We start from the raw sequence: 25,267 nt of genomic DNA, 5'->3' as shown, positions 1-25,267 counted from the left end.
GCAAGCTGATAAGTGCTGTACGAGTTTTGATAAATTTCACAAGTGATGCTTTCACACGCTCACGCGCGCAAGAGCTCTGCATCTCTAGGACGATGCGATTTGTTGATAGCGGACATATGCTTTTGCCAGCCTCTCGATTACGAGTTCCTGATGATAGACACCTGCCTGCCCAGGCGCATCCACCGCTTCCCACACCGCCTGTTGAAAATTGAACAATTGACGCCTGAAAGCAGACGGGAGACCAGCCCCTGATTTTAAGTATGCAAGATCCTGTTTGATCTGATGTGTCAAGTCAAGGAGAGTTTGCTGATGGAGCGTTGGTTGCTGCGCGAGAGAAAGCATGAGATCGACATCAAGAACCAATAATTCTTCAGTTTGTGACAGCAGCTTGGCTGAAACCTGCTTGGCCCGCACGGTGCGCTGAGGGAGCGAGGATTCACTCACAAAAACGGCACTTCGCGGTTGTTTAAATAGCTGGAAAACGACGTGATCTTTGGGTTTGCAAGTGTCATTCCCACATAGACAGGTATGGGCTTTGAATTTCCCATGACTGCATGCACGCCACTTTGTGCCAGATCACTTACTGCCGACTGCGCACGCACGCGATTCCCGTACAAGCCAGACTGGTACAGATAGACGGAAACATTCGGCAAAATAAACGCATGTGCCGCTACAGCCTCTTTTATCCAAGCAGAGGAAAGAGATTGCGTGAGTTTCTGTGCGTTTTGTTCCGTTTTGCTCACCGGCAGGCTGTGCAAAAGCGCCGTCAAAAGCGCGCCAAGAAAAAGTCCGATGGCAAGCGCGTATAGAATGACATCTCCCAGTGTTTGCACAGGTTTTTGCGCATGAGTTTGCCGTTTTACATGACGCGCACGGCGAGCGCCCAGATGAAACCCCAGCACATTTTTCTTGCGCGGCGGCGAACGTACGCTGCAGTGGCGGTTGTCGCCACTTCGCGAATTCGCATGTATCCATGGAATTTTCTCGGCGTTTTCTATCATTTTTCAAATCGTCCATCCCACGTCTTTACATAGGTCCATCGCGCCATCATTGATCACCTTAGGTCATATGTCGTTGCTAGATTCTATGACTCATTGCGTGAATCTATGAATGGCATGGAAAGGAGATCGAAATGCATAGAGTTGATAGAAGAGACGCCTGTCCAGAAGACGTACAAACTCATAAGGAGGTTTCGCATGCACACGGAACCTTTTGTCCTGTTTGCTTTGATTTGCGTGATTGCAATCGCCGCATCGACCTTTACCGCCTTGTTTCCCAAACTCCGCCTGCCAACAGCCGTTCTCGAGTTACTGCTTGGCATCTCCCTTGGCAAATCAGGACTGCATGCACTTCCTATCCCCAGCTGGTTTCACGACGCGTCTTCACTCGGACTGCTCTATCTCATGTTTTTGGCGGGACTGGAGATTCGCCCATCCAAAAGAGGAAACAATGAAACGGCCCGCATCTCTTATTTGCTCATTTTTCGATCTTTGCGCAGACCGCAGCGCTCTCGATTCTGGCAGGGCGTTTGCTTATTCATCTTGGATGGTCATCCGATCCACTGCTTAGCTCGTTTATCTTTGCGACGACATCCCTTGGCATCCTGGTACCCGTCCTTCACGAACGCGGACTCTCTGCGTCACGCTTTGGGCAACTGATTCTCCTCACCGCCGTAACCGCAGACATTGCGACTGCCACCTTGATTGGCATTGCGCTTCCAACGCGACCGACTCCCTTTAGCATTCCTATGCAACTCATCACCATGGCGAGCTTGGGATTTCTCCTCTACTTTGTGAGCCGTCTTTTCTTGCGTGGCATGCGCGGTCGCATTCCCTTCGCGCGACGTAGCGCATTTGGCGTGCGCGGCGCACTCACCATCGTCATGATCTGTGGTGCGACAGCACGTGTCATCGGTGCCGAATCAATCCTTGCCGGATTTACGGCAGGAATTGTGTGTTCATGGCTTGCGCGAGATCAACACGAAATTCTTCGCAAAAGGTTAGAGACGCTCGGCTACTCCCTTTTCCTGCCCTTTTTTTTTATGGTCGCCTTCGAGAGACGGATCGCAGTGACTACGCTCAAAAGATCCCCGCGCAAAAGCGCGATGTCCGCCGTCTCTATCGCTACGTCCGTGCCCGATCCGATGGCAAAACCGATCTCTGCAGTGGCAAGCGCCGGGGCGTCGTTGATCCCATCCCCCACCATGCCGACCACGTTTCCTTCTCTTTGCAGCTTTTTGACCATCTCCGCCTTTTGCTCAGGCAGCACCTCCGCAAAAACGCGCTCTTGCAAAATCCCAACCGATTGGGCGATCGCCTGTGCTGTCTTGCGGTTATCCCCCGTCAGCATGTACACCGAAAGCCCGAGCGAAGTCATCTCTGCAATCGCCTGCCGCGACGTCTCTCTGACCCCATCCGCCACTGCGATGATTCCGAGCAGTTCGCGTTCGCGCGCCACCCACATCGCCGTCTTGCCCATCTCCTCAAAGCCTGTCCGCCTGTCTGTCCGCTTTGTCCTCCAGTACAACGCCTTCGCGCTCCATGAAGGCGCGGTTGCCAATCAACACGAGCATGCCCTCCACCATTGCGCGCACGCCATAACCCGGAATGGCCGTTGTATCTTTCGCCGTCGGCAAAATCAGACCCTGCGCTTGCGCATGAGAAACGATCGCCGCGCCCAGCGGATGCTCCGACTCGCGCTCAACAGAGGCTGCCAATGCGAGCAGATCCCGCTCCCACACGCGATCAGACAGTGCAGCCACGTCTGTCACCTCCGGGCGACCGCTCGTAATCGTCCCTGTCTTGTCAAGGATCACCGCCGTCAGTCGATGTGCCTGTTCGAGTGCTTCGCCGCCCTTGATCAGGATGCCATTCTCGGCGCCTTTTCCTGTCCCCACCATGATCGCCGTCGGCGTCGCAAGACCAAGCGAACAGGGGCACGCGATGACCAGAACCGCCACCGCATTGATCAGCGCGTGCGTGAACCCGGCCGCAAAATACCACCCGATAAACGTCACGAGTGATACAACAAGCACAATCGGCACAAAAATCCCCGACACCTTGTCTGCCAGCTGTTGAATCGGCGCCTTCGACCCCTGCGCCTCGTCCACCATGCGAATGATCTGCGCCAGCGCCGTGTCGCGCCCCACCTTGGTCGCCCGCATGTGAAATGCGCCTTCCTTGTTGAGTGTCGCGCCAAACACCGCACTGCCCGCCTCTTTTGCCACAGGCATGCTCTCTCCCGTCAGCATCGATTCATCAATCGACGTCCGCCCCGACAGGATGATCCCGTCCACCGGGAGGCTCTCCCCCGGCCGCACGAGCAGCTCATCCCCTGTCACCACCTGCTCTGTGGGAATGTCCATCTCTTGACCGTCGCGAATCACGCGCGCCGTTTTTGCCTGCAACTTTACGAGCGCCCGCACCGCGCGCGACGTCTGCGCCTTCGCCTTATGCTCAAGCAGTTTGCCCATCAAAATGAGCGTCGTGATCAGCGCCGCCGAGTCAAAGTAGAGACCAGACGGGATGCGCCAGATGACGACTGCCAAACTGAACAAATAGGCGGCCGATGTCCCCAAAGAGACGAGCACATCCATGTTTGGCGCGCCGCCGCGCAGGGCGTGATACGCCCCTTTGTAAAAGCGCCAGCCCACCACAAACTGAACTGGTGTCGCAAGCGCGATTTGCAGCCACACAGGGAGCATAAAAGACGCGTGTGGGATAAATCCGCTGACCATCTGGATCAAGAGGGGCAGCGTCAACACGACGCCCACCCAAAACGCGTCTCGCAAGTTGCGATACGCAATGCGCTGATCCTCGCGCTCCTCGCCCAACGCCTCCGTGACCGGTTCCGCGCCATACCCTGTCTTCTCAATGACACGAATGATCGCGTCTGGCGTCAGTGTCCCAGCAGCATACTCCACAACCGCCTTTTCGCTCGCGAGATTGACACTCGCACGCACGACACCCGGCGCTTTGTTCAACTGTTTCTCGATACGCGCCGCACACGCCGCGCACGTCATTCCCGTGATGTTCATCTGAATCTGCTCGGAGGGGACGCGCTCCGTTTCAAGAACTGCCTCTGCCATCTGCGAACACCTCTATCCCTTCATACTCGCCCTGATCACGCGCATCAATTCGTCGATCTTCTCATCCCCTCCGCCACCTTGAATGGCGTCCACCACGCATCCGCGCGTGTGGCTCTCAAGGAGCGCCAACTCGACTTTTGCGAGCGCCGATTTGATCGAAGAAATTTGCGTCAAAATATCCACACAATAGCGATCCTCCTGGATCATCTTTTGAATGCCGCGCACCTGGCCTTCCACTTTGCGCAACCTGTTCAATAAATCTTCTGCATCCTTTTGATAACCGTACATGCTGTCACCACCTGCCATTTATAGTATACCCCCGTACCCTATGCGTCAACCAAAAAAACACGCGTATGCGCATACACGAGGCCTGCGATGCTATTCAACGTGGACCAACACCCACCCGCGTACGGAATTGATCAACCACACCTGCGACGCGCGACGAACGTCTGCCATCGTCAAGACCTTTTCTTCAAGATCCCTGCGTCAAGAAGAAGCCCGCGAAACGTGCCCGCAAGCAATCCACTGTCGCGCGCTGGCGTGACGAGACGCCCATCCATTTCCAAAACGAGGTTCCCGTTGGTAAACTCCGTAAGCTCCCCACGCTCATTCCACAAGAGCACATCAAAGCAGCCTGGGCTATCCTTTTGCTGTGTTTCATAGACCGCGCGCTGCGTCGTCTTGTGGTAGAGAAACCGCAGCGAAGACGAGATCGGCACCTTCGCCACCGCCACTTGCAACGGCTCATCGGGAAGCGCATGAATAGGGGTGCTCTCGATGCGATACTCCCCATCCTTTGAGACCAAAAGGCGAACCCTGCGCCGCTCATCCCCGTAAAGCGCGGCGTACTCAGCTAAACGTCGGCGCACCTCAAGAAGGTCTGCGGCCATCCCAAAATACTGCGCCGACTCAGACAACCGTTTAAGATGCCGCTCAAGCAGCATGTACGCGCCGCACTCCAGGCGCATCGTTTCTAGCAATTCAAACGCGCCCGCATGCACATCGAGAAGCGATGCCTTGGTTAGCGCCTCTGCATACTCATCACGCGGCTCTGAATTCCACGTGATGCCGCCGCCAACGCCATACAGCGCCTCACCTGTTTCACCATCGAGCAAAAGCGTCCGGATCGCCACGTTAAACGTCGCATCTCCCCCCGGCTCAATCAAGCCAATCGCGCCACAGTAAATCTCGCGCGGCTGCCTTTCGAGCTCTGCGATCAAGCGCATCGTACTGATCTTTGGCGCGCCCGTGATCGAACCGCATGGAAACAGCGCTTCAAGCACATCGACAAACGTCGCGTGTTCGCCAATTTCCGCAGAAACCGTGGAAGTCATCTGATGAACTGTCGGATAACGCTCCAGCGCAAAGAGCGAAGGGACAGAAATTTCGCAAGCCCCGGGAATCTTTGACAGATCGTTTCGCAGCAAATCGACAATCATCACATTCTCGACGCGGTTTTTCTCAGACCCATGAAGCCACGCAGCCAATTGCTCATCTTCTTGCAGCCATCGTCCGCGCCGGACCGTCCCTTTCATCGGACGCGTGATGACGCGCTTTCCTTCCAATCGAAAAAACAGTTCGGGAGACGCCGAGAGGATACGAAACCGCCCGATATTCAGATAAGCGCAATAATTCGCCTGCTGCGCCTCGCGCAAAGCGTGATAATACGTGAGATCGTCTCCGGCAAATTGCGCCCGCAATCTCATGGTGTAGTTAACCTGATACGTTTCCCCTTGCGCGATCGCGTGTTTAATCCTTCCCAGATGCGCGTCATAGGTTTCAGGCGACGTGTCGGCCCGCCAAGACGAACATTCATACCGCGCGCAGTCAGCATCCCACAAAGCGTTTGTTTCACGCTCAAAAATGGCAAAAAAGAGCAGCGGAATTTTCGAGCCTTCCGCCACGTCAAACGCCGGGTCAAACGCCGGCGCCGCCTCATATGACAAATACCCAGCCGCGTAGTATCCTTTTTTGACCCAAGCGTCAACCTGTTCAAGCGCCTGTCGCACCTCTGTGGACGAGTGAGCGATCAACACCGTTTTCGGATCCGTAAAAACGCGCGGCCGGATCTGACCGCGTGGATCGCTGAAATGAAACATAAAATGCGGATTCCGTTCTACCCCGAACATTTCAGAAACTCCTTACACGGTCCATCCTCTTTAGCGAAATCTCCGTGTCCACTCCGCAAAGCGCTGTGTCAACATGCGGATGATCGCTGCGAAAATGCGCGCCCCGGCTCTCTTTTCGGGAGAGCGCCGACTGCAAGATCAGCGTGGCTGTCTCCACTGCAAAAGACATGCCGTGCTCTTCTGCCAGTGCGCGCAGTGCGTGAAGTCCCTGTTCCATCGTTTTTTGTTCACGCACAATACCCGCCGTTTTCCAGAGGATCTCTCGCACGTCGATCAGCACATCTTCCGCAAGTTCCGCCTCTTCTCCATCAGGCGCCGCCGCGCACGCTTCATCGCGAAACAACATGCGCTCATCCCTCATGCCATGCAGCGACTCTGCCAGCGCATGGCCCATTACTACACATTCTAAAAGAGAATTGCTCGCAAGTCGATTCGCGCCATGCAAGCCTGTACACGCCACTTCCCCCGTCGCATAAAGCCCCGGAACAGACGTCTGTCCGGAAAGGTCTGTGTGAATTCCGCCCATCATAAAATGCGCTGCAGGCGCGACGGGCAACAAATCTACAGCAGGATCAAAGCCAAGTGTGTGGCAGACGTGATCGATTGTCGGGAATTTCACTGGAAAATCTCGAATCAAGCGACAGTCTAAGTAGATCGTTTTCCCTTTTTCCATCTCCGTGTAAATGACGCGTGACACCACATCGCGCGGTTCGAGATCAAGACGCGGATACTCGGCCATGATCCTGCGCTGATTCTCATCGACGAGTACGCCCCCCGCGCCGCGCACCGCCTCAGAAATGAGAAAACCGCGCGCGCCGTCTACGTCGAGCGCCGTCGGATGAAACTGGACAAATTCCAGATTGCGCAGCCGCGCACCCGCGCGATATCCAAGCGCGATCCCGTCTCCTGTCGCACCGGGAGGATTCGTGGTGCGCAAAAACAACTGACCGCCGCCGCCCGTCGCAAGGACCGTGGCGCGGCGCGCAAAAAAGCGGTGCGGCTCCTTCCCACCATTCAAAACCCATCCGCGCGCGCCCATCACTTCACCGCGCGAATTTTCCATAAGCGAGTGAATGCGGACATGCGGTATCCGAACAACGTTTGGGATTGCCTCAACCGCACCGCGCAAGGTCTCCATCATGCGCCGCCCTGTCGCGTCGCCTCCCGCGTGAAGAATTCGTTTGCGCGAATGCGCGCCTTCAAGCCCCAATCGCCACACGCCAGACGGTGCGCGATCAAAAGGAACACCCAAATCTGCGAGCCAGCGCACAATCTCCGGCGCGCGGGTTGTCACCTGCGAGACAACCTTTGGATCGCAGAGATCTCCACCTGCCAACAGTGTATCGAGTTGATGAAGCTCCGGAGCATCATCAAGCCCAACCGCCGCGGCGATTCCTCCCTGCGCGGCAAACGAGTTGCTCTTTGTGGAAGGCTCTTTTGAGAGCAGCAACACATCCCCGTATCGGCTCAGCGCATATGCTGCAACACTTCCGGCAAGGCCACTGCCGATGATCACAAAATCCGAAACGACAGTTTTCACTCCTGCATCCCTCACTCAGGAAAAGACAATATCAAGCCCTACGTCAACACTCGCCGCAGAATGCGTCAGCGCTCCCATCGAAAGATAATCCACCCCGCTCGCGGCAATGCCTGCGATGGTTTGCAGCGAGATATTGCCAGAAGCCTCAAGCGGGACACGGCCTTTCGTCCACTTTACAGCCTGGCGCAACTGGTCTTGATTCATGTTGTCAAGAAGAATCATGTCAGCGCTCGTTTCTAACGCTTCGACGAGTTGTTCCATCGTGTCGACTTCCACTTCAATCTTTTGCGACAAGCCAATGTGCGCGCGCGCACGAGAGACTGCTTGGGCGACACCCCCACACAACGCGATGTGGTTATCTTTAATCAGCACCATATCGTCGAGTCCAAAACGGTGATTATGCCCGCCACCCATACGCACCGCGTACTTCTCAAGAACCCGCCAACCAGGCGTCGTCTTTCGCGTGTCAAGCAGCTTTGCGCGCGTTCCTTCCAATTGCGCGACCGCTAGGCGCGTAAGCGTTGCGATCCCTGTCAGGCGTCCAAGAAAATTAAGCGCCGTGCGCTCACCAGTAAGAATCGAACGCGCCGGACCCTCCAAGCGGCTCACGGCCGTCTTTCCAGCGATGGTTTGTCCATCCTCTGCAAGAGGCACAACCCTAACACGCGCATCAAGCGCCGCAAACACATCTTGAATGAGCGAGAGTCCCGCGAGTGTTGCCGCCTGTTTGACATACACCGTGGCCGTTGCCTTTTGATCGGGATCAATGATCGCCTCCGTCGTGCAATCTCCGCGCCCAATGTCTTCCGAAAGCGCCAAGCGAATGAGTTCACGTGTCGATTCAAGAATCACGTTCCATCTTCCCTTCCTAATCCCGCACATGTATATACATGTGATTGTACAACGAAATCAGCCAAAATCAACGAATTCGCTTTCATCACCTCTTCATCTTCTACAGCCATCAAGCAACCCTTGACGCAAACAATCCATCATAGTATGTTCATCTGTATATACACAACAATAGATCCTTTATGAATGCAGCCTGTACACCCCGAAAAAGGGAGGATTCGTCATGTCCGCACTCCAACATGCCACCGCGCTTCAACAAGAAATCCGCCTGTGGAAAGAAAAACGAAACGCGGTCATTCTCGCTCACAATTACGAACTCCCGGAGATCCAGGACATCGCCGACGTTCTCGGAGACTCCCTGGCACTTGCGCGCGCCGCCGCTAAAACAGACGCCGACGTGATCGTCTTTTGTGGTGTTCATTTCATGGCAGAAACAGCCTCGATCTTAAATCCGGAAAAGACGGTTCTCCTCCCTGATCTTGAGGCAGGCTGCTCGCTGGCAGACTCCATCAACGTCGAACAACTCAAAGCGTGGAAAGCGGAACATCCGGGAGCTGTCGTCGTTTCTTATGTGAACACATCAGCGGAAGTCAAGGCAGAGAGCGATTATTGCTGCACGTCTTCAAACGCTGTGAATGTTGTGCGAGCGATTCCCGAAGACCGGGAGATTCTTTTTTTGCCTGACATGTTCCTCGGTTCCTATGTGCAGCGCGTCACCGGCCGACAAAACATGCACATCTGGCTGGGCGAGTGCCATGTACACGCAGGCATCACGCCGACCGACGTAAACAACGTGACAAGGGCACATCCGCGCGCCGAACTCTTGATTCATCCAGAGTGCGGCTGTTCTACGTCGAGCATGTACATGTTGGCGGAAGGTCTTCTTCCGCAGGACAAAACACATCTGCTCTCCACAGGCGGCATGCTTGACTACGCAAAAACGTCCTCTTCCGACACGTTTATCGTTGCGACAGAAACCGGAATTTTGCACCAGATGGAAAAGGCCAACCCTGAAAAGCGGTTTGTCGCGGCCAATCCACACGCGATTTGCCCCTTCATGAAAAAAATCACACTCCACAATGTGCTTGCGGCACTCCAGGAGATGAAAAACGTGATTGATGTGCCAAGCGAAATTCGTGCGCGCGCGAAGACCCCCATTGACCGCATGGTCGCCATCGGATAAGCGCGACGTCTTAAGCACGCAAAAACGATCGCACAGGCCGCCAACATCCTGTGCGATCGTTTTGTTCAAGCTTCGTTTACGTCAAGCATCCCCTTTTGATCTTGTGGGACGATGTACGCGTCAGGGTGGGGCTTCAGTACCCGCAACATCCAGTATGGACGATAAAGTCCGCCTGGTCCCGGCGCGGGGCGTGTAAGGGTCAGCCACTTCTCAAACACCTGATACGCTTTCTCGGTATCCACTTCGATCTCCCCGTAGCGCGTCCCGTTCGCCACTTTTTCGACGCGAATGCGCTGATGCCAGCACATCATGCCGCTGATCGGGTCGGGCTGCACAGGAAAGATGATGTTTTGATGCACCCCGCCGTCTGTCCACCAAATCCGCTCAGAGTCTGGGTCAGAACTTGCAAACGGTTGTGGACCGTGAAGCTGGCGGATCTGCCATGTCCCCGTTGACCCCTGCTCCATCTTCACAAGCGAGGAGTTCCACCGGTCACTCCCCGTCTCTTCGTGCAGACGCCAGCGGCCGAGATGATGCGAACACGCGATCACCCCCGGTTTAATCCCCTCCGTCACCCAGACCTTGTCAACGAGCGATCCGATCTCCGTCGAGATCTTGAGTTCATCCCCTGTGGTCACGCCGAGTCGCTCCGCATCTTTTGGGTTCACCCACACTGGATTCGTATGCGCGATCTCATGCAGCCACTTCGCCCCATTCGTTCGCGAGTGAATGAGCATTGGCAGCCGGAACGTCGGCAAGAGCATGTATTCACCCTGCTCCGGGTGAATCGTTTTATGGTGAACCTGGCTCACGATGTGCATCATCGACGCGCGCTCCCGCTCATTGCGCGGATAGATCGGAATCGCGTATTCAGGCCACCCCCAGTCGCGCAGTGTCGTCGAGAAAAACTCCAGCTTCCCGGACGGCGTCGGGAATCCTTTGACAGCCCGGCCATTCACCATGACGCCCGCCCGCAGCTTCCCGTGGGCATTTTTGAACGGACCCGGATATGGCGCGTGATTGGCCGAGTGTGGCAACTGATCGACCCATACGCCCGGCTCTTGATCAACAGGCATGCGATCAGACGAAGGTTCTGGCACAAGCCGCGCGTGTTCGAGCACATGTTCATCCACCGGCTTTTTGTGCACCGCGTACACATCGTTGGTGATTTCAAACGCGGCATAACGCTGCATGTATTGAAGCGGTGTCATACCCTCTTCTGCGGCTGCCGCGGGGAGTCCGGGAACGGAATTCTCAAAGATCCACTGATAATACTCAAGCACCGTGATCTTTTCCCCGGGACGGTATGGCGACTCGAAGTGTTGGCGAATCCCAAGACTTCCGTCGGGGTCAATGCGCCATGACAGCTCGATCCAAAACTCGTTTTCTTCCCACACCTCGCCAGGGTTTGTATCCCGCGTGTCTGCGACGCGCTCCCCTTTGCGCTCTTTTGACACGCGCGCGACCGGTTGCCGAAAGCCAATCCACTGCGACGCGTGCGTCTCGTAACTGTGCAGATCGTGACGCTCCGTCCCAAGCCCCATCGGCAATACATAGTCCGAGAACTGGGACGTCTCTGACCACACCGGAGAGAGTGTCACGTGACAGCCGACGCGATCTTTTTCTTTAAACATTTCGATCCACGAGAAACCGTCTGGAAATGTCCACACCGGATTCATGACGCGCGTGAAATACACCTCTAGACGCTTGTTCCGCTTTTTTAAAATGTGCGGCAAACAAAAGCTCATCTCGAAATACGAGAGCGGAAACTCGCGCGGCCAGTGGTTCTCATTCCACTCACGAATGGGCGCTGGCGCCGAGTTGCGCGCAGGTACGAACTTGACCCATGCATTGGGAATCATGCTGCCAGGCTCACCCACCGCTCCCATCAACACATTCAGAAACATCAAACAGCGCGTGATCATCCAACCGCCGCGATGGCCCGCCGCGGCATTGCGCCAGATGTTGCTGGAAAAGGCCGTTCCCGCGCGCGCGATTTCATCCGTAATCTGGCGAATCACACCTGCGGATACGCCCGCCTCTTCTGCCGCCCACTCCGGCGTGTAGTGGCGGTACAGATTCTTCAATACAGCGACAAAATCGGCAAAGGTTTGCGTCGGCGGAAGCTCCGCGAGAAACCCGCGCTCCTTCAAGTCATTGAGATACTGCCGATCCGCGAGAAACTCTCGCCAGTTGACCCACTGCTCCACAAACTCGCGATTGAAGCGATCACTCTGCAGCAGTCCATTGGCCATCGCCAGAAGCAGCGCCGCCTCTGTGCCGGGCCACGGCGAAACCCAGTAGTCCGCTTTTGACGCCGTGTTTGAGAGCCGTGTGTCAATCACCGCAATCTTTGTTCCCTTTTGCTGCGCCTCGATGATCCGTTGCGCATTCGGATTGAAATAGTGTCCAGACTCGAGGTGTGCGCTCATCATCAGGATGAACCGGGCGTTGGCGTAATCCGGCGATGGACGGTCCATCCCCATCCAAAAAGCGTACCCAGTACGCCCGCCGGAAGAGCAGACGTTGGTGTGGCTTGACAACCCGTCGATCCCCCACGCCTTGAGCACCCGCTCTGTATACTCGTCCTCCCCCGGTCGCCCGACGTGATACACGATCTCGTCTTTACGCCCCTCCGTCAGGCTCGCGCGAATGCGGCCCGCAAGATCATCGAGCGCCTCATCCCACGTCACGCGCACCCACTTGCCATCGCCGCGTTCGCCTACGCGTTTTTGCGGATAGAGAATGCGCTCTGGATTGGTCATCTGGCTGACCGTCGCGGGACCTTTGGCACAGTTGCGGCCGCGGCTCGCCGGATGGAGCGGATGACCCTCCAATTTTTTGACTTCCCCTGTCTCCTTGTCGATGTAGGCAAGCAATCCGCAGGCGGCCTCGCAGTTAAAACAGACCGTGGGAATCAATTCATAGTGGTGCGTCTCGCGCTTCGGCCATGCTTTTGCATCGAGTTCTGACCAATCATCCCACTGCGCAGGCTCCGGGTGCGAGCGAAGGTGCCCAAACCCTTTCGTGAGCTGCGCGTGTTTTTCCTGAATGCTCATTTCGATCCCTCCATCAAAGTCCGGATGAACAAAACGTCTGGCTCATCCGGCGCCCCTCATTGCGCGTCAGCTCAGCGGAACAGACTGACCCGCCTGCACATAGGCGTGTTCGTAGGCGAGCAGTCCAAGGAGCGCCAGTGCAGACGCCGAAACAAGTGCGGCCCACGAGCTTTGGAAAAATCCCAAACCAAGAGGAAGCAGTGCGCCACCGATCAATCCCGTCCAGAAGAAGCCTTTGTACGCTCCATAGATCATCTGGTGCGCGGCGTCGCGCGCGCTTGCCATGTTGTGCGGGATCACCATCTCGCTAAAGATCAGAACCGTGTGAAACGCGACCGCGATGAGGAGGGTGACGTGAATAAGCTGCAGTGCCGCGTGAGAGAGCGGGAGCCATAGACCGCCGATCGAGAAGCATGCGGCGCCTGCCAGGACGGCCTGGGAGAGAAGATGAAGCGGCAACGCCGGATTCTGCCACAAGTCGCGCCCCTTTGCTTGTGCAAACAAAAAGGCGGTGTACATCGCAGTCAGTGCGCCAAGCACGGCGCCGGGGATTGAGAGCGCAAGGTTTAGCCCCGTGTGACCAAGCAAACTGACAACCAGTTGTGCCAACAGGACAAGCCCGTACAAGGCGATGATAAATGAGCCGCGCACCAGCCAGGACTTCCACTGCGGGCGCGTAAAAATGCGGATGAATCGCATGGGGTGTTCGAGGTCAAAGATGAGGAGCACACCTGTTGCACCCAAAAACACAAGCCCGGTGACCGACGAGGCGGCGCCCCAGGCGGGACTCAGGGATTGACCGGAAAACACAAGAATAGAAAACATGAGAAAGACGCCTGCCGCGATCGATTTGGTCCACGTATAGAGCGAAACTTCCCAATGCCACGGCGCGTGATGGGGCACATCGTAGGCGAGGCGGGCTGCGGCGACACTGTGCTTTGCCGTTTGCGGCTTATGCGCGTGCACCGGGTAACCTTCTTTTTCTTGCGAGTAAAGGTGCGATCCTTCGTAGGATGATTTCGAGGGGTTAAGCGTATAGTCACTGGCGCCGACGTAATAAACTTTGGGTTGAGTGCCTTTTTCCGGTTTCCGAACATCCGCCTTGTTGCGAGCGATCAGTTGCACGACTTCGCTTTCGGGATCGTTCAAGTTCCCGACGACAATCGACTCGACTGGGCAAACGACGACACAGGCAGGCTCCATGCCCTGGTCAATCCGGTGCGCGCAAAAATTGCACTTTTCTGCACTGTGCACTTCTGGGTTTATATAGATCGCGTCATAAGGACACGCCGCCATGCACGCTTTGCAACCGATGCACACGTCGCGATCGAAATCGACGATGCCATCCGACCGCTTAAACATCGCCGTCACGGGACAAATGGGAACACACGGCGCGTCGTCGCACTGATTGCAGCGCGTGATTTGAAACTGTCGGCTGACTTCCGGATAGACGCCGACTTCCACCTGCTTGACGTAGGTGCGGTTGACACTAAGCGGTACATCATGCTCCATCTTGCACGCCACAGAACACGCGTGACACCCGATGCATGTATCTTGGTTGATCACTTTCCCCCACCGAATCGGAAGCTCCTTCGGCAGGGTCACCTCGCGTTCCTCAATCACGTGCGCGCCCCCTTTCACTCATGCGCTGAATCTTTGTTCAGCGTATCACCGAAGGGAGACGGCGGGGTAATGCAAAGATTGCATGGGGGTATTCAGGCCGACGCACTCTGGAGGAATTGTAGGAAGGATTTGACGATCCACTTGGCATAACGCTCCGGCCGCTCAACGATGAATAGATTCCGGGTGATGTGAAAATCGCGAAGGGGAACTTCAATCAAGCGACGGCTCGCGCACTCTTCCTCGATGGTCAGCTTGGAGAGAAAAGCGATCCCAAGACCCGCCTCAATCGCCGACTTGATCGCCTGAATGCTCCCGAGTTCCATGGCGACGGGCACGGGGGGCAGGAAGCCGGCGTTTTCAAGCGCCATTTCTGTCACCTCGCGCGTCCCCGATCCCTCTTCCCGCATCAAGAGGGGCTGTCCTTGAAGATCGCGCAAATGAATCTCGCCGCACGCCGCAAACGGATGATCCTGCCCGCAGACAAGCACCAACTCGTCCATTCGCCAACAGGTCACCCGGAGTTCCCCCGGCTGATGAATTACACCCTCCACGAGTGCGATGTCGATGCGATGACGCTGAAGATCTTCAAGGATTCCTGCGGTGTTTGAGATGCGCATGCGGATGTCTGCATTCGGATGGCACTTTCGCACCTTGCCAAGAATTCCCGGCAAGACGTATTCGCCAATCGTAAGCGTCGCGCCAACCACGATGTCTCCGCCCTCTTGACGCAGCCGCAAGAGTTCTTCTTTGGAGCGGGCGTGGCAGTTTACGAGGTCACATGAATAGGGATAGAGTGCGCGTCCCAATGGCGTCAGCGTGAGTCCGAGCGCACTCCGCTCACACAAAAGACCGCCATACTCATCTTCGAGTGCCTGCAGGTGGCGGCTGGCGGTCGACTGCGTCATATGCAGCGCAAGCGCGGCTTTGGTTACGCTTCCATACTCAACGACCGCACAGAATACCTCGTGACTCTCCATGTGCATCCCAAATCATCCTCCGCGCGTCTACTGACGATGTTCAAGCTCGCTGAGCAACTGCTGCAAGCGGACGACCCACGCTGGCGCAGCGTCACCTGCCGCGTACGCGTCAGTCGTTGCGCCTTCATCGATCTTGTCTTTGGTAAGCGTGACAAACTGGCGCAATCGATCAAGCAACCGCTCTCCCTCAAGCTTTGGCAAGAGGAGCATCGACTCCTTCGAGCGATCAGCCGGTGTTTCACCATAGCGGATTTTTAACGCCTCCGGATCCCACGCACAAAGAAAGGCCCAGACAGACGCCGTCTGCTCAAAACGTGTCGGCAGCGATTCGGGTAGATAAATCTCCACCGTCTGCTCCCCGATGAAGAGATAAAGAATCAGGCAGTCACGATCAAAAAGCCGCCCCGCGCCAAAGCGCACGTCTGCGACCACTTCTACAGACCGCGGAAAAAGGAGGCCAAGCTCTGGTTGATCATCCCAAAACACAAGGAGTCCGTCCGACTGCCCCACTGCCGCTGGAATCACTTGCATCCGTGCACCCCCTCTTCACCTGTCCTATCCACAATCGGCCACTCTTCACGTAATACACCCATACGCAACGCGTCGTAATATGTATCTTGATGTAATCTAGCCTTTCGAATGCGCGCCTCCATCTTCATACCTAGCTTCTCAGCACTTCGAATCATTCGATGGTTTCCCGACCACGTGGCAAGCCCAATTCTGACTAATGGTAGCGATGTAAACAAGTGATCAATCCAAAGTTTCAATGCTTCAGTACCGTATCCACTATTCCAGAACTCCGGCTTATAAATGACAATGCCTACCTCAAGCCAAAAAGACAACTTGTGCTCCCAGTAGTATGAAACAATGCCAATGAGTTCTCCACCTGTCGTCGTAATCGCAACACGGCTTGGTACAGGCTCCTCTCTCTTCACCTGTTCTCGTATCTGTTGTTCAAACTGAGCAAAGTCGATCCTTTCCAACGAATAATATGGAGCGTCCCATTTCTTCCACTCTGGTGAATCTTCACCGTAGATCATGTTCCACAGTGGAACATGATCCTTTTCCTCAATCTCGCGAAGACAAACTCGCTCTCCAAGGATTTCTTCCACCGCTCAGACCCCCAACTGTATTCTGGAGCGAAATAAAGTCACTAATTTACAAATATTTGTCCCGCAACACGGTGAAGTGGTGGCGTTCATGGCCTGCGATGATGTATGCAAGCGCGCGCGCCGACACTACGTTTTCTCCCACCGTGCCGCGCCTGCTCCACGCTGCCTCATCCAATGTGGCCGTGAGACGAATGGTCGCGGCGCGAACCGCCTCAAAATCATCAAGCAGACGAGCGAGCGAAAACGCGTTGAATGCTGCCGCCGCGACATACGCATCCTGATCGAACACGGGAAGCGTCGCACGTTCCCCGCGCGCGATGGCGAGCATCCTGTAGGACATCACCCGCTCCGTATCGGCGAGATGCCCGATCACCTCTTTCAGGGTCCACTTTCCCGCCGCGTAGGAGCGCTCAGCCGTCTCTTCGTCCACCTGCCTTACCAGGCTCATCATCTCTGTCTGTTGCGCGCGAAGCATCTCTTCAATCTCTCCATCAGGAAGCAAATGGATATATCTCCCATAGTACTCTGGATATTCATCAGACAGCGGACGGATGCGCATCACAATCCTCCTCATACCTTTTCGATTCGTGACTTGCTTTCAATTACCAGTAGGATACTATGGCAATTGTATCCTATGAATTCAAACAACGATAGACACTCCAAAACGATAACCCTGAAATCCTGTCCGTTCTCAGGAGCCCATGAAAGAGGAGCTGGGTTTATGCCCGATGAAGAGCTGTGGCAACGCATCAAGACGGGCGATCCGGATGCGCTCAGCATCTTGTACGATCGGTACGCGCCGAGAGTGCGTGGCATTGCACTGCGGATGACCCGGGAGTCTACGCTAGCCGAAGAAATCGTCCAGGAAGTCTTCACAAAGATTTGGATTTCAACATCGTACGATCCAACGCGCGGACTCTTTCAACACTGGATCACAACGGTTGCCAGGAACGTGACGATCGATGCATTGCGTCGAAGAATGCGCGAGATTGACCTCCCTGCTTCTGAAACGATCTACAGCGACCGCCTGTCGCGCGATGCATTGAAAGCTCACACTTCGGAAGTGGACTCCTCTGATTTGCGCAGTGATCTCGCACACGCGTTAGCTCATCTGCGCCAAGAAGATTACGAGGTTGTGCGTTTAACCTATTTCGAAGGGTTCACGTTGACGGAAGTCGCACGCATCCTGTCACTGCCGATTGGGACAGTGAAAACGCGATTACACCGTGCGCTTTTGGCGCTGCGCGCACGAATGGACGACTGGAAGGAAGGGGTGCAAGGATGACCATGCCGCAATATCCATTGTGTGATCAGCGCATCGCTTATCTGCTCGGGGAACTCCCTGAAAAAGAGCACCTTCTGTTTGAACAGCATCTGAGAAGCTGTGAAGCATGCAGCCGAGAGCTTCAACACCTCATGCCGACCCATACCCTGTTATCTGGAAATGAGATTGACGCTACAACTGACGTGTACAGTGAACAAAAGACGCGGACGCTAGCTCAAGCGTTCGCGGCGCGCGCGCCATACAGCCCATTGGAAAGCCAATCGTTCGCTCAAATGCCTACTCCAAATGATAAACCTGATCTGCGCAAAGGAAATGCAAATCGGATCGCCTGGATGAATCTCACATCTCGCTCTGTTGGTAAGAAAACGCCCTCCATGCAAGGGGGAATGGCGCTTGCCGCAATCGCATTCCTTCTTATCGGCTATTGGTTTGGCTTGTCAACATCGCACCGCAGCATCCCGCCACAGTCCCGCGCGGTGTCAAAGACACCGATGACCTACGCCAGCTTTGCGCCTGCGAATGCTCACATACACTCAACAGGTGTCGTGATGCTGATTCACAACAAAGGAACCCGCGAGTTGGTCGTTTGGGTCCACGGACTTGGTCCACTTCAACCTGGCACGTGTTACACGGTTTGGCTTGTCCAGGGACACACACACCGCAAGGTCGGCCTGCTTCAGGTCAAACCAAACGGCATAGGTGTATTAACAGCCAGTGTGCCTGAGAACGTGACATTTTCCGCAGTGAATATCTCTCACGAGCCACACATGAATGACCCAAAACCGCGGGGCCCGATGATTTTGCACGCGTCAACCCGCATCACCTGAAAAATTCAGAATCAATTTTGATTTGTACAATTTGTGACACATCTCATTCTGTGTGTTGCTGAGAAAACCGTTTGTACAAAGCCAGCGTTTCTTTAGGAAGTGTGTGATCCTAAGGAGGGTGAACAGGATGAAGAACATCGCAAAGCTTGGACTGGCGGCGACGTTTGTGGTGAGTTCCATGGCAGCGGCGCTTCCCGCGTTGGCCGCGACACACCATCGCGCGATGGCTGCGCCAAAAGGGATGCAAATGGCGCAGGTGAAAGTGGTTTCTCCCCAACAGGGAGATAAAATACCGGGAAGTGGCTACACGGTCGAAATAAAGATTACCATTCCCGCGGCGTACGCCAAAAAAATTCCGGTGACTTCCGCGTTTGTTCCGCCGACCAGCCCCTATTTCAAGGCGGGTGCTAGTCACTTCTTTCCGGGGCTTGTCGTGACAGATACGGGAACCGTTGCCAAGGCGGGTGGCGCTTCGAAAAACCTCGCGGGCCTCTTTCAAATCATAGGTGTGCAGTGGAACCTTGCCGGCAGTGAAGTGGTCAACGCAGATTGGTACGTTGTCAAACCGCTGTTCTCAAATGTGGCGATGCCTTGCATTCGCGCCTATGTCGTATCAGGAATGGCACCCAGTTCTGTTGCCGCGAATCCTACCAATATGAATATCGGCACAGCATTTCACGGTATGACGCTTGTATCAAACGTGGCAAAAACGGACGTTTACACAAATTCGAGCATGGCCAACATGAGCGGTATGTGATTCTTTCTATATTTACACAACCTGGAAATACACATGGGCGATCGATGTAGCGGTCGTCCATGTGTATTTTACAGTATGTAAAAGGCGCCCTATCCATTTGTCAAACGCTGTATATGGTATGAAGTCCAGTCAAAAATGCGTCTAAAAGAAAGTGGAAACTGCGATCCACATCAACGGGCATTTTGAATCCCCCACTACGCTCCAGCGAGGCAAACCCGTGCACCAAACTACGAAAACCACGTACAGCGTGAATGGAGTTCTCTTCGTCAAGTCCGTAGTGCCTCATCACCTGAACGACCGTATCAACGATCCTCTCTGCAGCTTGCTGTAACCTCGGATCTTGATATTCATGAATCTCCTGGACTGCATCATATAATCCTGGATGAATCCGGGCAAAGTTTAAAAAGGCTTCCGCCATGGCGTAAACGGCACGATCTCCGGATTTTCCAAGCGCCGCCCGCATGATCACAGAGTTCAGGAGATCGCATCCATGGATAGCAATCTCTGTTCGCAGCCCGGACAGGCCATGGATATGATTGTATAAGGAAGGAGGGCGAATACTGAGCATCTGAGCAACCGAAGTGAGACTGAGAGAGTTTAACCCTTGTGAATCGACAATCTCTGTCGCAGCCTGTAAAATGGTCTGCAAATTTACACTTACTCCCTGCGCCAATGATCCTCACCCTCCTAGCGTTCGATCGCTCGATCAATGAATTCTATTGGGTTTTTCACCATTATCCCGTGTCCAACAGCCAGCAGCGCAGGACGAAATTCGCGAATTCTACGGGCGCTGCGCATGGCTTCCTCCTTGTTCCACGTTGCCATAGCAGGGAAAGGAAACAACAGCCTGAATTGTCCTGCCACTGCAAATCCACCCCTCGTCTGAAATGCATCCCCTGCAATGAGATATCGGTTGCGGGTATCGATGAATGACATCGAACCCGGTGTGTGCCCAGGTGTCGAAATGGCGAGCAATGAACCGATGCGATCCCCATCCTTTAGCAAATGGTCTGGGGTCGTTTGAATGGTGTTCGGTTTAGGCAATCCCCCTCGAATTGGCGAATTGGGTTCATCTGCATCAAGCGTCCGATCACCTCTCAACAGGCGTGCGTCTCGAAACGAGATCGAGACAGATGCATTCGGCAATTCCTTTTTCAACGTGTCAAGCGCTCCGATATGATCACCGTGGGCATGCGTAAGAACGATTCTTACGATGGGGATATTTAGCGTTTTCGCTGCAGTGACAATGCCCTCTGCACTATAAGGCAGTGCAGTATCAAGTAACGTTAATCCATCATCCTCCCTCACAAAATAACAATTGACCGGAAATATCCCTGGAAGAAACGTCAGTTGATATAAAAATTCATCGTGAATGATGCGCATCATGTTCATTCCTCTCGATAACTTAAATAGTCATTATGATAATCACATTTATAATATAACTAACCAAATTAGTTTTCGCAAGCACGTCGTGGTATCGCGTTACATTGTCACCGCTCACAGCCAGTAATACTCCTTTACAACTCAAAACGGTATCGAACATACTGGTACGCCTAATCGATAGAATCCAAAAAACGCGCTCACGAGAGCAGCATTCGCAACTCAGCAGTCATTTGATCAACCAACTCGGATCTACCGTGAAACTGTGCAGGTGTGTTCTGAAACAGTGCGATTCGCCACTTATCTTCCATCCGCACCGCAACCAATGTGTGTTAGGTATTGACCTGAGGGTTAATGTCTGACTGCCCTGGCGGAACCATCCCTGCAATAGCCCGAAGGATCGCGATGTCTGAAGACAGAAAACGGATGCGTTTGACTTTGCTCACAAATCGGGGGGTCTCATGATGTTCGAAGATCGGCGCTACATGCGAATAGATCTCCGCTTGCCCAATCACTAGACTTCCATCGAAGCCGATCTGTTCACCATCTTCGGCGAACAGATCGGCCATGCCGCGAGCGTTTTTGTGGTTCCATGCATCCAACAATTGATGGTAAAGAGCCATGATATGTTGTTCATTTAAATCCCATACAGTGTCCTCTTTTCCCCAGCCATTCACAGGTGCTCATCCCTGCCTTCACTCATTCGGATTTGCAAGAACAAACGTGTTCCCATCAGGGTCTTTAAAGATGGCTTCCATTCCTCCCCAATTGGCGCGCTCCGCATCCTTCACAAATTCCACACCGCATTCTTTCAGCAATCGACAAGTGCCAACGACATCTTCACACGTAAATGCCATGTTTTGAAATCCGCCGATGCGCCCCTCCTGACCAGGAGGTGTGAACAATACCACATCCGTTTGTGCCCCAGGAGGCCGAAGCTGAATCCACCGCGTTCCATTGCCAAAGGGTTGGTCTGTCACAACGTCAAAACCCAGCTTCTCAGTGTAAAATTTTAAGGCGCGATCCTGATCCGAGACGGGAATGCTGACAAAGCTCACACGTAACATGTTCATCAACCTTTCATTTGTCCCCTATCCAATAGTAGCACGCCCATCACCCTGTTTTTAACACTTTTGATATTTCAGTGCTTGCGGCCAGCCATCATAAATGCACGAACTCATTCCCATATCCGCTTCTTGCCGGCTCCCGTTGAATGTCCTTTTTGCTCACCGTCAAATACCCTACAAAAATAACAATGAGTACTGTCAAGGTCGCCGCCACAATACCATCTCCATAACCTAATCCCGTGATGCTTTTTGGTTTTCCAAGCCAATCTGCAAAGGATGCCCCAAGCGGCCTTGTCATCACATACGCAAACCAGAACGCAAAGATAGGATGAAGACGAAACCATGCGTAACCCAGTCCAGGAAGTGCGAATAAAACGATAAATAAAACACCAGAAGTCAAGTATCCTAAATGAAAGGTTGTTGCTGTCATATCTCCTGTCGCTGTCCCCATGGCAAACGCAGCCAACACCGCCGACCAGTAAAATAGCTCACGTCGGCGAGTATGGATACTGTGGATGGATAATGTGCCCTCTACTTTATACCACGCTATAAACACCACAGTCAGTAGAATCGCAAAAGCGATGGTCGAGGCATAATACGGCACACCGAGAACAATGTGTGTGACATCGGCAACCATTGTGCCAAAAATTGCAATCATGACGACCAAAAGCCAGTAGATCCACGCCATGTATTGGCGCACCGCAAACTGCAAAATGAGTGTGGCCACAAAGCCAATAAAACCAAGAATGACCGCAACATAAGGATTAATGTGATAGACGAGATAGTCAGACGTTGACTCGCCCATGGCGGTTGTCAGGAGTTTCAGAATCCAGAAATAGACCGTGATTTCTGGAACTTTCGTTATACAGTGTTTACCTTGGTGCCCTGTAAAGCTTGACTGGTTCATCAATGTATCCGTTCCTTACATGCAGATTCGTTAGTACTTCACACGAAGATTGCCACTTACGGAGATTGCTACTATGGTAATGATCACTTTATCTATAAATGATACCAAAAAAGACAAGCAGGAACTGCCTAACCATAGGCAGTTGATCACGGAAAATAAAGTTGTATACTATAATAGCCTTTATTACAGAGATTATTCCGGTCATTTAATTTTACTTCGGATAATAAAGATGTATACTACCCACAAAAACCAACACAGAACTTTAGAAATAAAGTTGTATACTCTTTCTAACCATCAACGATACTCATATTATTCTATAATCACAAGCACCGCCATAAACATATTATGACATTCTGAAAAGCACATTTCTAAAAGCAATGGATTGTAACCAAATCATTTTCGGCGCTTACATTGGACCCACTAATCCTAATTTTAAGGAGTTTAGTGAAATGTTCCGCCAGCTCATCTTTATGGTTATTGCCTTCTGGTTGATTCATTAACCTAGATATACATCCAGTAAACAGATCCGCAATTTGAATAAAAACACTAAATTTTGAATTAAGAGAATCCAATAAAGCGAGTTGCAATTTATTCTGAAAGTAGTTGTTAAATCCTCCAACCATGAGTTGTCTAAGTTTTTCAACCATTAATTTATCCGTACCGTCTTCTTTATCTTTAAAGAGATTAATCTGCCTAGGAAAATTAATACGTCGTGCAGCTACTTCATGATCGATGCCTTGGAGTACTAGTTGGTAATGTAGTTCCATAACTAAGTCATCAATTTTATTTCCTTGAGATCTTTCAGCTACTACCAGCACAAAACTCATCATATCAGATATTTTAATAACTTCTTCTACAAAATCCTTATATAGAGGTAATTGGTGTCTACTCATTTGCGTAAAATGAAATTCATCACTACTTTTAAGACCTCTATTTTCTTTCCATGTAATGAAATGCTTCCGTAATTCAGCCTCACGTTCAAAATCATGAATCCAAACGCTTCCAACCATTATGTATTTACTCGTTTTACCACTTTCATCACAATATATACTAACAGTTGGTATTTCGGGGCGGGTATAAAGTTGTACTTCACGTTCACACTCTTCTCTGTCTCTTCGAAATCGACGAATAATATCATTCGGTCGAAACAGTTTGTATTCATTTTGAATTTTAGCTCTTGCTCTAGTGATGGATGTCAATCTTTCCAATGCATAAAGATCCTCGACATTAAATTTTCCGCTATTGTACAATTTGTTCTGGAATTTTTCCCAGTATTTTATTTGCAGTGTGATATCTGAGTTACGTGTATCTGGGTATTGATTTAAAATAAATGCAACACGAGTTGTAAGATTAGTCATGTTTCCTGATACAAGTTTACCAAGTAAAAGCTCACTTTCTCGTTCATGACGCTTTTCTTTATCTATCTCATCTTGTAATATCTCGGATTCTTTATTTACTCCAAAAACTCGATCGTTAACAATTAAATGATTACTATCAATCGCCATACAGACCACCTTCAAAATATTCTTTCTAACAGTGACAATAAAGTAACCGAAATATAACCATATGTCAAAAAAATAGTAATGACATTTTTTTAAAATATATGTTGTAAATTCCACTACTCGCGCAGATGGTTCATCTCTGTGAATCTGTATCCTGAGAAAAATGAGATCAGATCCAGCCAATTCAACTCAAAGAGAACCATTTTTTGTTATAGGGTGTAGCCGCTCGCGCTGTTTGACGGTGAATGAGCGGTTTTTTGTTATCCGCATTGACGAAGGATTTTGTCAATGATTGTCGTATGCAGATGATTGTTTAGACGACAATCATGTGCGGGAGGTTTACATAGGCATATATAAAAAGAGAGACCTTTAGGTTTTGGCGGCCTGGTCTCTCTTCTCTCCACAAGGTCGTGGGTTTACATAGGCATATATAAAAAGAGAGACCTTTAGGTTTTGGCGGCCTGGTCTCTCTTCTCTCCACAAGGTCGTGCTTACGCACGCCTGAATATGCCTACATCATACATGGATCCGTTATCAAATGTCCATTCTTATTTGGAGTTTTGTGAGCATCCAGATCTATCCATAATTCGTCCACAAACGTGTACCCGTTGTGGGAGGCAGCATCCCTTAAGTAAGCACGATCAGTTCGAGCGGGATGTGTGTTACGGGAAGCACAGAGACCGCATTCGTTTGTTCCGGTTCAGGTGTGAAGCCTGCGGTAAAACCGTAACTGTATATCCATCTTTCATTGGCCGTTACCAGCGATGTATCATGAGTTATGCAGTTGCTGTATAAATTTGGATCTCTATTTTTGTGTAAAGTTTATGAAATCACAATAAAACTATTGACATTTCTGGTACACCCCAAAAATCGACGAGAAGGCATCTAACGGCCTATCTCTTAGCGATGTGGGTGTGAACCATGGCTCGTTTATGTAAACCTGGATTCAAAGAACTCTCGTCTTTCAGTCGTGTGGATCGCGT

24 protein-coding genes and 3 pseudogenes are annotated in these 25,267 nt (G+C 52.5%); 7 read left to right on the top strand and 20 right to left on the bottom strand.

Annotated elements, in window-relative coordinates; translation table 11 throughout:
* Positions 1–84: 84 nt before the first annotated feature.
* Positions 85–444 (bottom strand): hypothetical protein, encoded by a 360-nt coding sequence (locus ATW55_RS02925; RefSeq protein ID WP_067712118.1) that lies wholly within the window; start codon positions 442–444, stop codon positions 85–87.
* Positions 441–833: a hypothetical protein gene (locus ATW55_RS02920; protein ID WP_067712115.1), complete on the bottom strand. Its 393-nt coding sequence runs from the start codon at positions 831–833 to the stop codon at positions 441–443. The genes ATW55_RS02925 and ATW55_RS02920 overlap by 4 nt, the downstream gene beginning before the upstream one ends.
* A gap of 12 nt (positions 834–845) precedes the next feature.
* On the opposite strand from ATW55_RS02920, the gene ATW55_RS02915 reads away from it, so the two are divergent.
* The 3 genes and pseudogenes from ATW55_RS02915 to ATW55_RS17130 all read left to right on the top strand — a co-directional run.
* Positions 846–1,034, top strand: coding sequence for a hypothetical protein (locus tag ATW55_RS02915; RefSeq protein WP_067712112.1), 189 nt, complete (start codon positions 846–848; stop codon positions 1,032–1,034).
* Positions 1,035–1,106: 72 nt separating this feature from the next.
* Positions 1,107–1,427: pseudogene (locus ATW55_RS17135) on the top strand (cation:proton antiporter); the annotation flags it as partial.
* A 59-nt stretch (positions 1,428–1,486) separates the two neighbouring features.
* Positions 1,487–1,987: pseudogene (locus ATW55_RS17130) on the top strand (cation:proton antiporter); the annotation flags it as partial.
* A gap of 26 nt (positions 1,988–2,013) precedes the next feature.
* Here the strand turns inward: ATW55_RS17130 and ATW55_RS02905 are convergent.
* From ATW55_RS02905 to nadC, 6 genes are all read right to left on the bottom strand, one after another.
* Entirely contained in the window at positions 2,014–2,526 is a 513-nt protein-coding gene (locus tag ATW55_RS02905) for an HAD-IC family P-type ATPase (protein ID WP_153004993.1), read from the bottom strand.
* Positions 2,483–4,087: a heavy metal translocating P-type ATPase gene (locus ATW55_RS02900; RefSeq protein ID WP_067712102.1), complete on the bottom strand. Its 1,605-nt coding sequence runs from the start codon at positions 4,085–4,087 to the stop codon at positions 2,483–2,485. The genes ATW55_RS02905 and ATW55_RS02900 overlap by 44 nt, the downstream gene beginning before the upstream one ends.
* A gap of 12 nt (positions 4,088–4,099) precedes the next feature.
* Positions 4,100–4,393: a metal-sensitive transcriptional regulator gene (locus ATW55_RS02895; protein ID WP_067712100.1), complete on the bottom strand. Its 294-nt coding sequence runs from the start codon at positions 4,391–4,393 to the stop codon at positions 4,100–4,102.
* A 152-nt stretch (positions 4,394–4,545) separates the two neighbouring features.
* On the bottom strand, positions 4,546–6,216 hold the full coding sequence (gene pabB, locus ATW55_RS02890) for an aminodeoxychorismate synthase component I (RefSeq protein WP_235586971.1): 1,671 nt from the start codon (positions 6,214–6,216) through the stop codon (positions 4,546–4,548).
* Position 6,217: 1 nt separating this feature from the next.
* A complete protein-coding gene (gene nadB / locus ATW55_RS02885; protein ID WP_067712097.1) occupies positions 6,218–7,756 on the bottom strand; it encodes an L-aspartate oxidase in 1,539 nt (512 codons plus the stop codon).
* Positions 7,757–7,771: 15 nt separating this feature from the next.
* Positions 7,772–8,608 carry a carboxylating nicotinate-nucleotide diphosphorylase gene (gene nadC, locus ATW55_RS02880; protein WP_336433208.1) on the bottom strand — a complete coding sequence of 279 codons (837 nt, stop codon included), beginning with the start codon at positions 8,606–8,608 and terminating at the stop codon, positions 7,772–7,774.
* A gap of 220 nt (positions 8,609–8,828) precedes the next feature.
* Here nadC and nadA point away from each other — a divergent pair, with 220 nt between their 5' ends.
* A complete protein-coding gene (nadA, locus tag ATW55_RS02875; RefSeq protein WP_067712091.1) occupies positions 8,829–9,788 on the top strand; it encodes a quinolinate synthase NadA in 960 nt (319 codons plus the stop codon).
* Positions 9,789–9,853: 65 nt separating this feature from the next.
* Here the strand turns inward: nadA and ATW55_RS02870 are convergent, their stop codons facing one another.
* The 6 genes from ATW55_RS02870 to ATW55_RS02845 form a co-directional block, all read right to left on the bottom strand.
* Positions 9,854–12,847, bottom strand: coding sequence for a molybdopterin-dependent oxidoreductase (locus ATW55_RS02870; RefSeq protein WP_067712088.1), 2,994 nt, complete (start codon positions 12,845–12,847; stop codon positions 9,854–9,856).
* 66 nt (positions 12,848–12,913) lie between these two features.
* Positions 12,914–14,470, bottom strand: a complete 1,557-nt coding sequence (locus ATW55_RS16220) for a 4Fe-4S dicluster domain-containing protein (RefSeq protein ID WP_067712085.1) — start codon at positions 14,468–14,470, stop codon at positions 12,914–12,916.
* Between the two features lie 92 nt (positions 14,471–14,562).
* A complete protein-coding gene (locus ATW55_RS02860; RefSeq protein WP_067712083.1) occupies positions 14,563–15,453 on the bottom strand; it encodes a LysR family transcriptional regulator in 891 nt (296 codons plus the stop codon).
* A 21-nt stretch (positions 15,454–15,474) separates the two neighbouring features.
* Positions 15,475–15,978, bottom strand: a complete 504-nt coding sequence (locus ATW55_RS02855; protein WP_067712075.1) for a hypothetical protein — start codon at positions 15,976–15,978, stop codon at positions 15,475–15,477.
* Positions 15,969–16,559, bottom strand: a complete 591-nt coding sequence (locus ATW55_RS02850) for a GNAT family N-acetyltransferase (RefSeq protein WP_067712070.1) — start codon at positions 16,557–16,559, stop codon at positions 15,969–15,971. Before ATW55_RS02850 ends, ATW55_RS02855 begins: the two co-directional genes overlap by 10 nt.
* Positions 16,560–16,605: 46 nt before the next feature.
* Positions 16,606–17,118 carry a DinB family protein gene (locus ATW55_RS02845; protein ID WP_067712068.1) on the bottom strand — a complete coding sequence of 171 codons (513 nt, stop codon included), beginning with the start codon at positions 17,116–17,118 and terminating at the stop codon, positions 16,606–16,608.
* A 162-nt stretch (positions 17,119–17,280) separates the two neighbouring features.
* Here ATW55_RS02845 and ATW55_RS02840 point away from each other — a divergent pair, with 162 nt between their 5' ends.
* The 3 genes from ATW55_RS02840 to ATW55_RS02830 all read left to right on the top strand — a co-directional run bounded on the left by ATW55_RS02840 (position 17,281) and on the right by ATW55_RS02830 (position 19,428).
* Positions 17,281–17,844, top strand: a complete 564-nt coding sequence (locus ATW55_RS02840; protein WP_067712067.1) for an RNA polymerase sigma factor — start codon at positions 17,281–17,283, stop codon at positions 17,842–17,844.
* Positions 17,841–18,671 carry an anti-sigma factor gene (locus tag ATW55_RS02835; RefSeq protein ID WP_067712065.1) on the top strand — a complete coding sequence of 277 codons (831 nt, stop codon included), beginning with the start codon at positions 17,841–17,843 and terminating at the stop codon, positions 18,669–18,671. The genes ATW55_RS02840 and ATW55_RS02835 overlap by 4 nt, the downstream gene beginning before the upstream one ends.
* A 127-nt stretch (positions 18,672–18,798) precedes the next feature.
* Positions 18,799–19,428 carry a hypothetical protein gene (locus ATW55_RS02830; RefSeq protein ID WP_067712060.1) on the top strand — a complete coding sequence of 210 codons (630 nt, stop codon included), beginning with the start codon at positions 18,799–18,801 and terminating at the stop codon, positions 19,426–19,428.
* Positions 19,429–19,528: 100 nt separating this feature from the next.
* Here the strand turns inward: ATW55_RS02830 and ATW55_RS02825 are convergent, their stop codons facing one another.
* From ATW55_RS02825 to ATW55_RS02795, 6 genes and pseudogenes are all read right to left on the bottom strand, one after another.
* Positions 19,529–20,101 carry a TetR/AcrR family transcriptional regulator gene (locus ATW55_RS02825; RefSeq protein ID WP_067712055.1) on the bottom strand — a complete coding sequence of 191 codons (573 nt, stop codon included), beginning with the start codon at positions 20,099–20,101 and terminating at the stop codon, positions 19,529–19,531.
* A 14-nt stretch (positions 20,102–20,115) separates the two neighbouring features.
* On the bottom strand, positions 20,116–20,811 hold the full coding sequence (locus ATW55_RS02820) for an MBL fold metallo-hydrolase (protein WP_067712049.1): 696 nt from the start codon (positions 20,809–20,811) through the stop codon (positions 20,116–20,118).
* A gap of 197 nt (positions 20,812–21,008) precedes the next feature.
* Positions 21,009–21,431: pseudogene (locus ATW55_RS02815) on the bottom strand (SgcJ/EcaC family oxidoreductase).
* A gap of 72 nt (positions 21,432–21,503) precedes the next feature.
* Positions 21,504–21,875, bottom strand: a complete 372-nt coding sequence (locus ATW55_RS02810; RefSeq protein WP_067712139.1) for a VOC family protein — start codon at positions 21,873–21,875, stop codon at positions 21,504–21,506.
* A gap of 94 nt (positions 21,876–21,969) precedes the next feature.
* Positions 21,970–22,782: a hypothetical protein gene (locus tag ATW55_RS02805; RefSeq protein WP_067712047.1), complete on the bottom strand. Its 813-nt coding sequence runs from the start codon at positions 22,780–22,782 to the stop codon at positions 21,970–21,972.
* A gap of 368 nt (positions 22,783–23,150) precedes the next feature.
* Positions 23,151–24,287, bottom strand: coding sequence for a DUF3800 domain-containing protein (locus ATW55_RS02795; protein WP_067712039.1), 1,137 nt, complete (start codon positions 24,285–24,287; stop codon positions 23,151–23,153).
* Between the last annotated feature and the right edge of the window lie 980 nt (positions 24,288–25,267).

Origin of the sequence: Ferroacidibacillus organovorans (genome assembly GCF_001516615.1) — a bacterium.
Lineage (GTDB): Bacteria > Bacillota > Bacilli > Alicyclobacillales > SLC66 > Ferroacidibacillus > Ferroacidibacillus ferrooxidans_B.
Note: the sequence above shows the minus strand (reverse complement) of the source record. Positions and strands in the feature narration are given on the sequence as shown.

What these genes read in the sequence shown, in the direction of transcription:
- ATW55_RS02915 (WP_067712112.1), top strand. Translation starts at nt 846, where the DNA reads ATGAGTTTGCCGTTTTACATGACGCGCACGGCGAGCGCCCAGATGAAA.
- ATW55_RS02900 (WP_067712102.1), bottom strand. Translation starts at nt 4,087, where the DNA reads ATGGCAGAGGCAGTTCTTGAAACGGAGCGCGTCCCCTCCGAGCAGATT.
- ATW55_RS02895 (WP_067712100.1), bottom strand. Translation starts at nt 4,393, where the DNA reads ATGGCAGGTGGTGACAGCATGTACGGTTATCAAAAGGATGCAGAAGAT.
- pabB (WP_235586971.1), bottom strand. Translation starts at nt 6,216, where the DNA reads ATGTTCGGGGTAGAACGGAATCCGCATTTTATGTTTCATTTCAGCGAT.
- nadA (WP_067712091.1), top strand. Translation starts at nt 8,829, where the DNA reads ATGTCCGCACTCCAACATGCCACCGCGCTTCAACAAGAAATCCGCCTG.
- ATW55_RS02870 (WP_067712088.1), bottom strand. Translation starts at nt 12,847, where the DNA reads ATGAGCATTCAGGAAAAACACGCGCAGCTCACGAAAGGGTTTGGGCAC.
- ATW55_RS02860 (WP_067712083.1), bottom strand. Translation starts at nt 15,453, where the DNA reads ATGCACATGGAGAGTCACGAGGTATTCTGTGCGGTCGTTGAGTATGGA.
- ATW55_RS02855 (WP_067712075.1), bottom strand. Translation starts at nt 15,978, where the DNA reads ATGCAAGTGATTCCAGCGGCAGTGGGGCAGTCGGACGGACTCCTTGTG.
- ATW55_RS02845 (WP_067712068.1), bottom strand. Translation starts at nt 17,118, where the DNA reads ATGCGCATCCGTCCGCTGTCTGATGAATATCCAGAGTACTATGGGAGA.
- ATW55_RS02840 (WP_067712067.1), top strand. Translation starts at nt 17,281, where the DNA reads ATGCCCGATGAAGAGCTGTGGCAACGCATCAAGACGGGCGATCCGGAT.
- ATW55_RS02835 (WP_067712065.1), top strand. Translation starts at nt 17,841, where the DNA reads ATGACCATGCCGCAATATCCATTGTGTGATCAGCGCATCGCTTATCTG.
- ATW55_RS02830 (WP_067712060.1), top strand. Translation starts at nt 18,799, where the DNA reads ATGAAGAACATCGCAAAGCTTGGACTGGCGGCGACGTTTGTGGTGAGT.
- ATW55_RS02820 (WP_067712049.1), bottom strand. Translation starts at nt 20,811, where the DNA reads ATGCGCATCATTCACGATGAATTTTTATATCAACTGACGTTTCTTCCA.
- ATW55_RS02810 (WP_067712139.1), bottom strand. Translation starts at nt 21,875, where the DNA reads ATGTTACGTGTGAGCTTTGTCAGCATTCCCGTCTCGGATCAGGATCGC.
- ATW55_RS02805 (WP_067712047.1), bottom strand. Translation starts at nt 22,782, where the DNA reads ATGAACCAGTCAAGCTTTACAGGGCACCAAGGTAAACACTGTATAACG.
- ATW55_RS02795 (WP_067712039.1), bottom strand. Translation starts at nt 24,287, where the DNA reads ATGGCGATTGATAGTAATCATTTAATTGTTAACGATCGAGTTTTTGGA.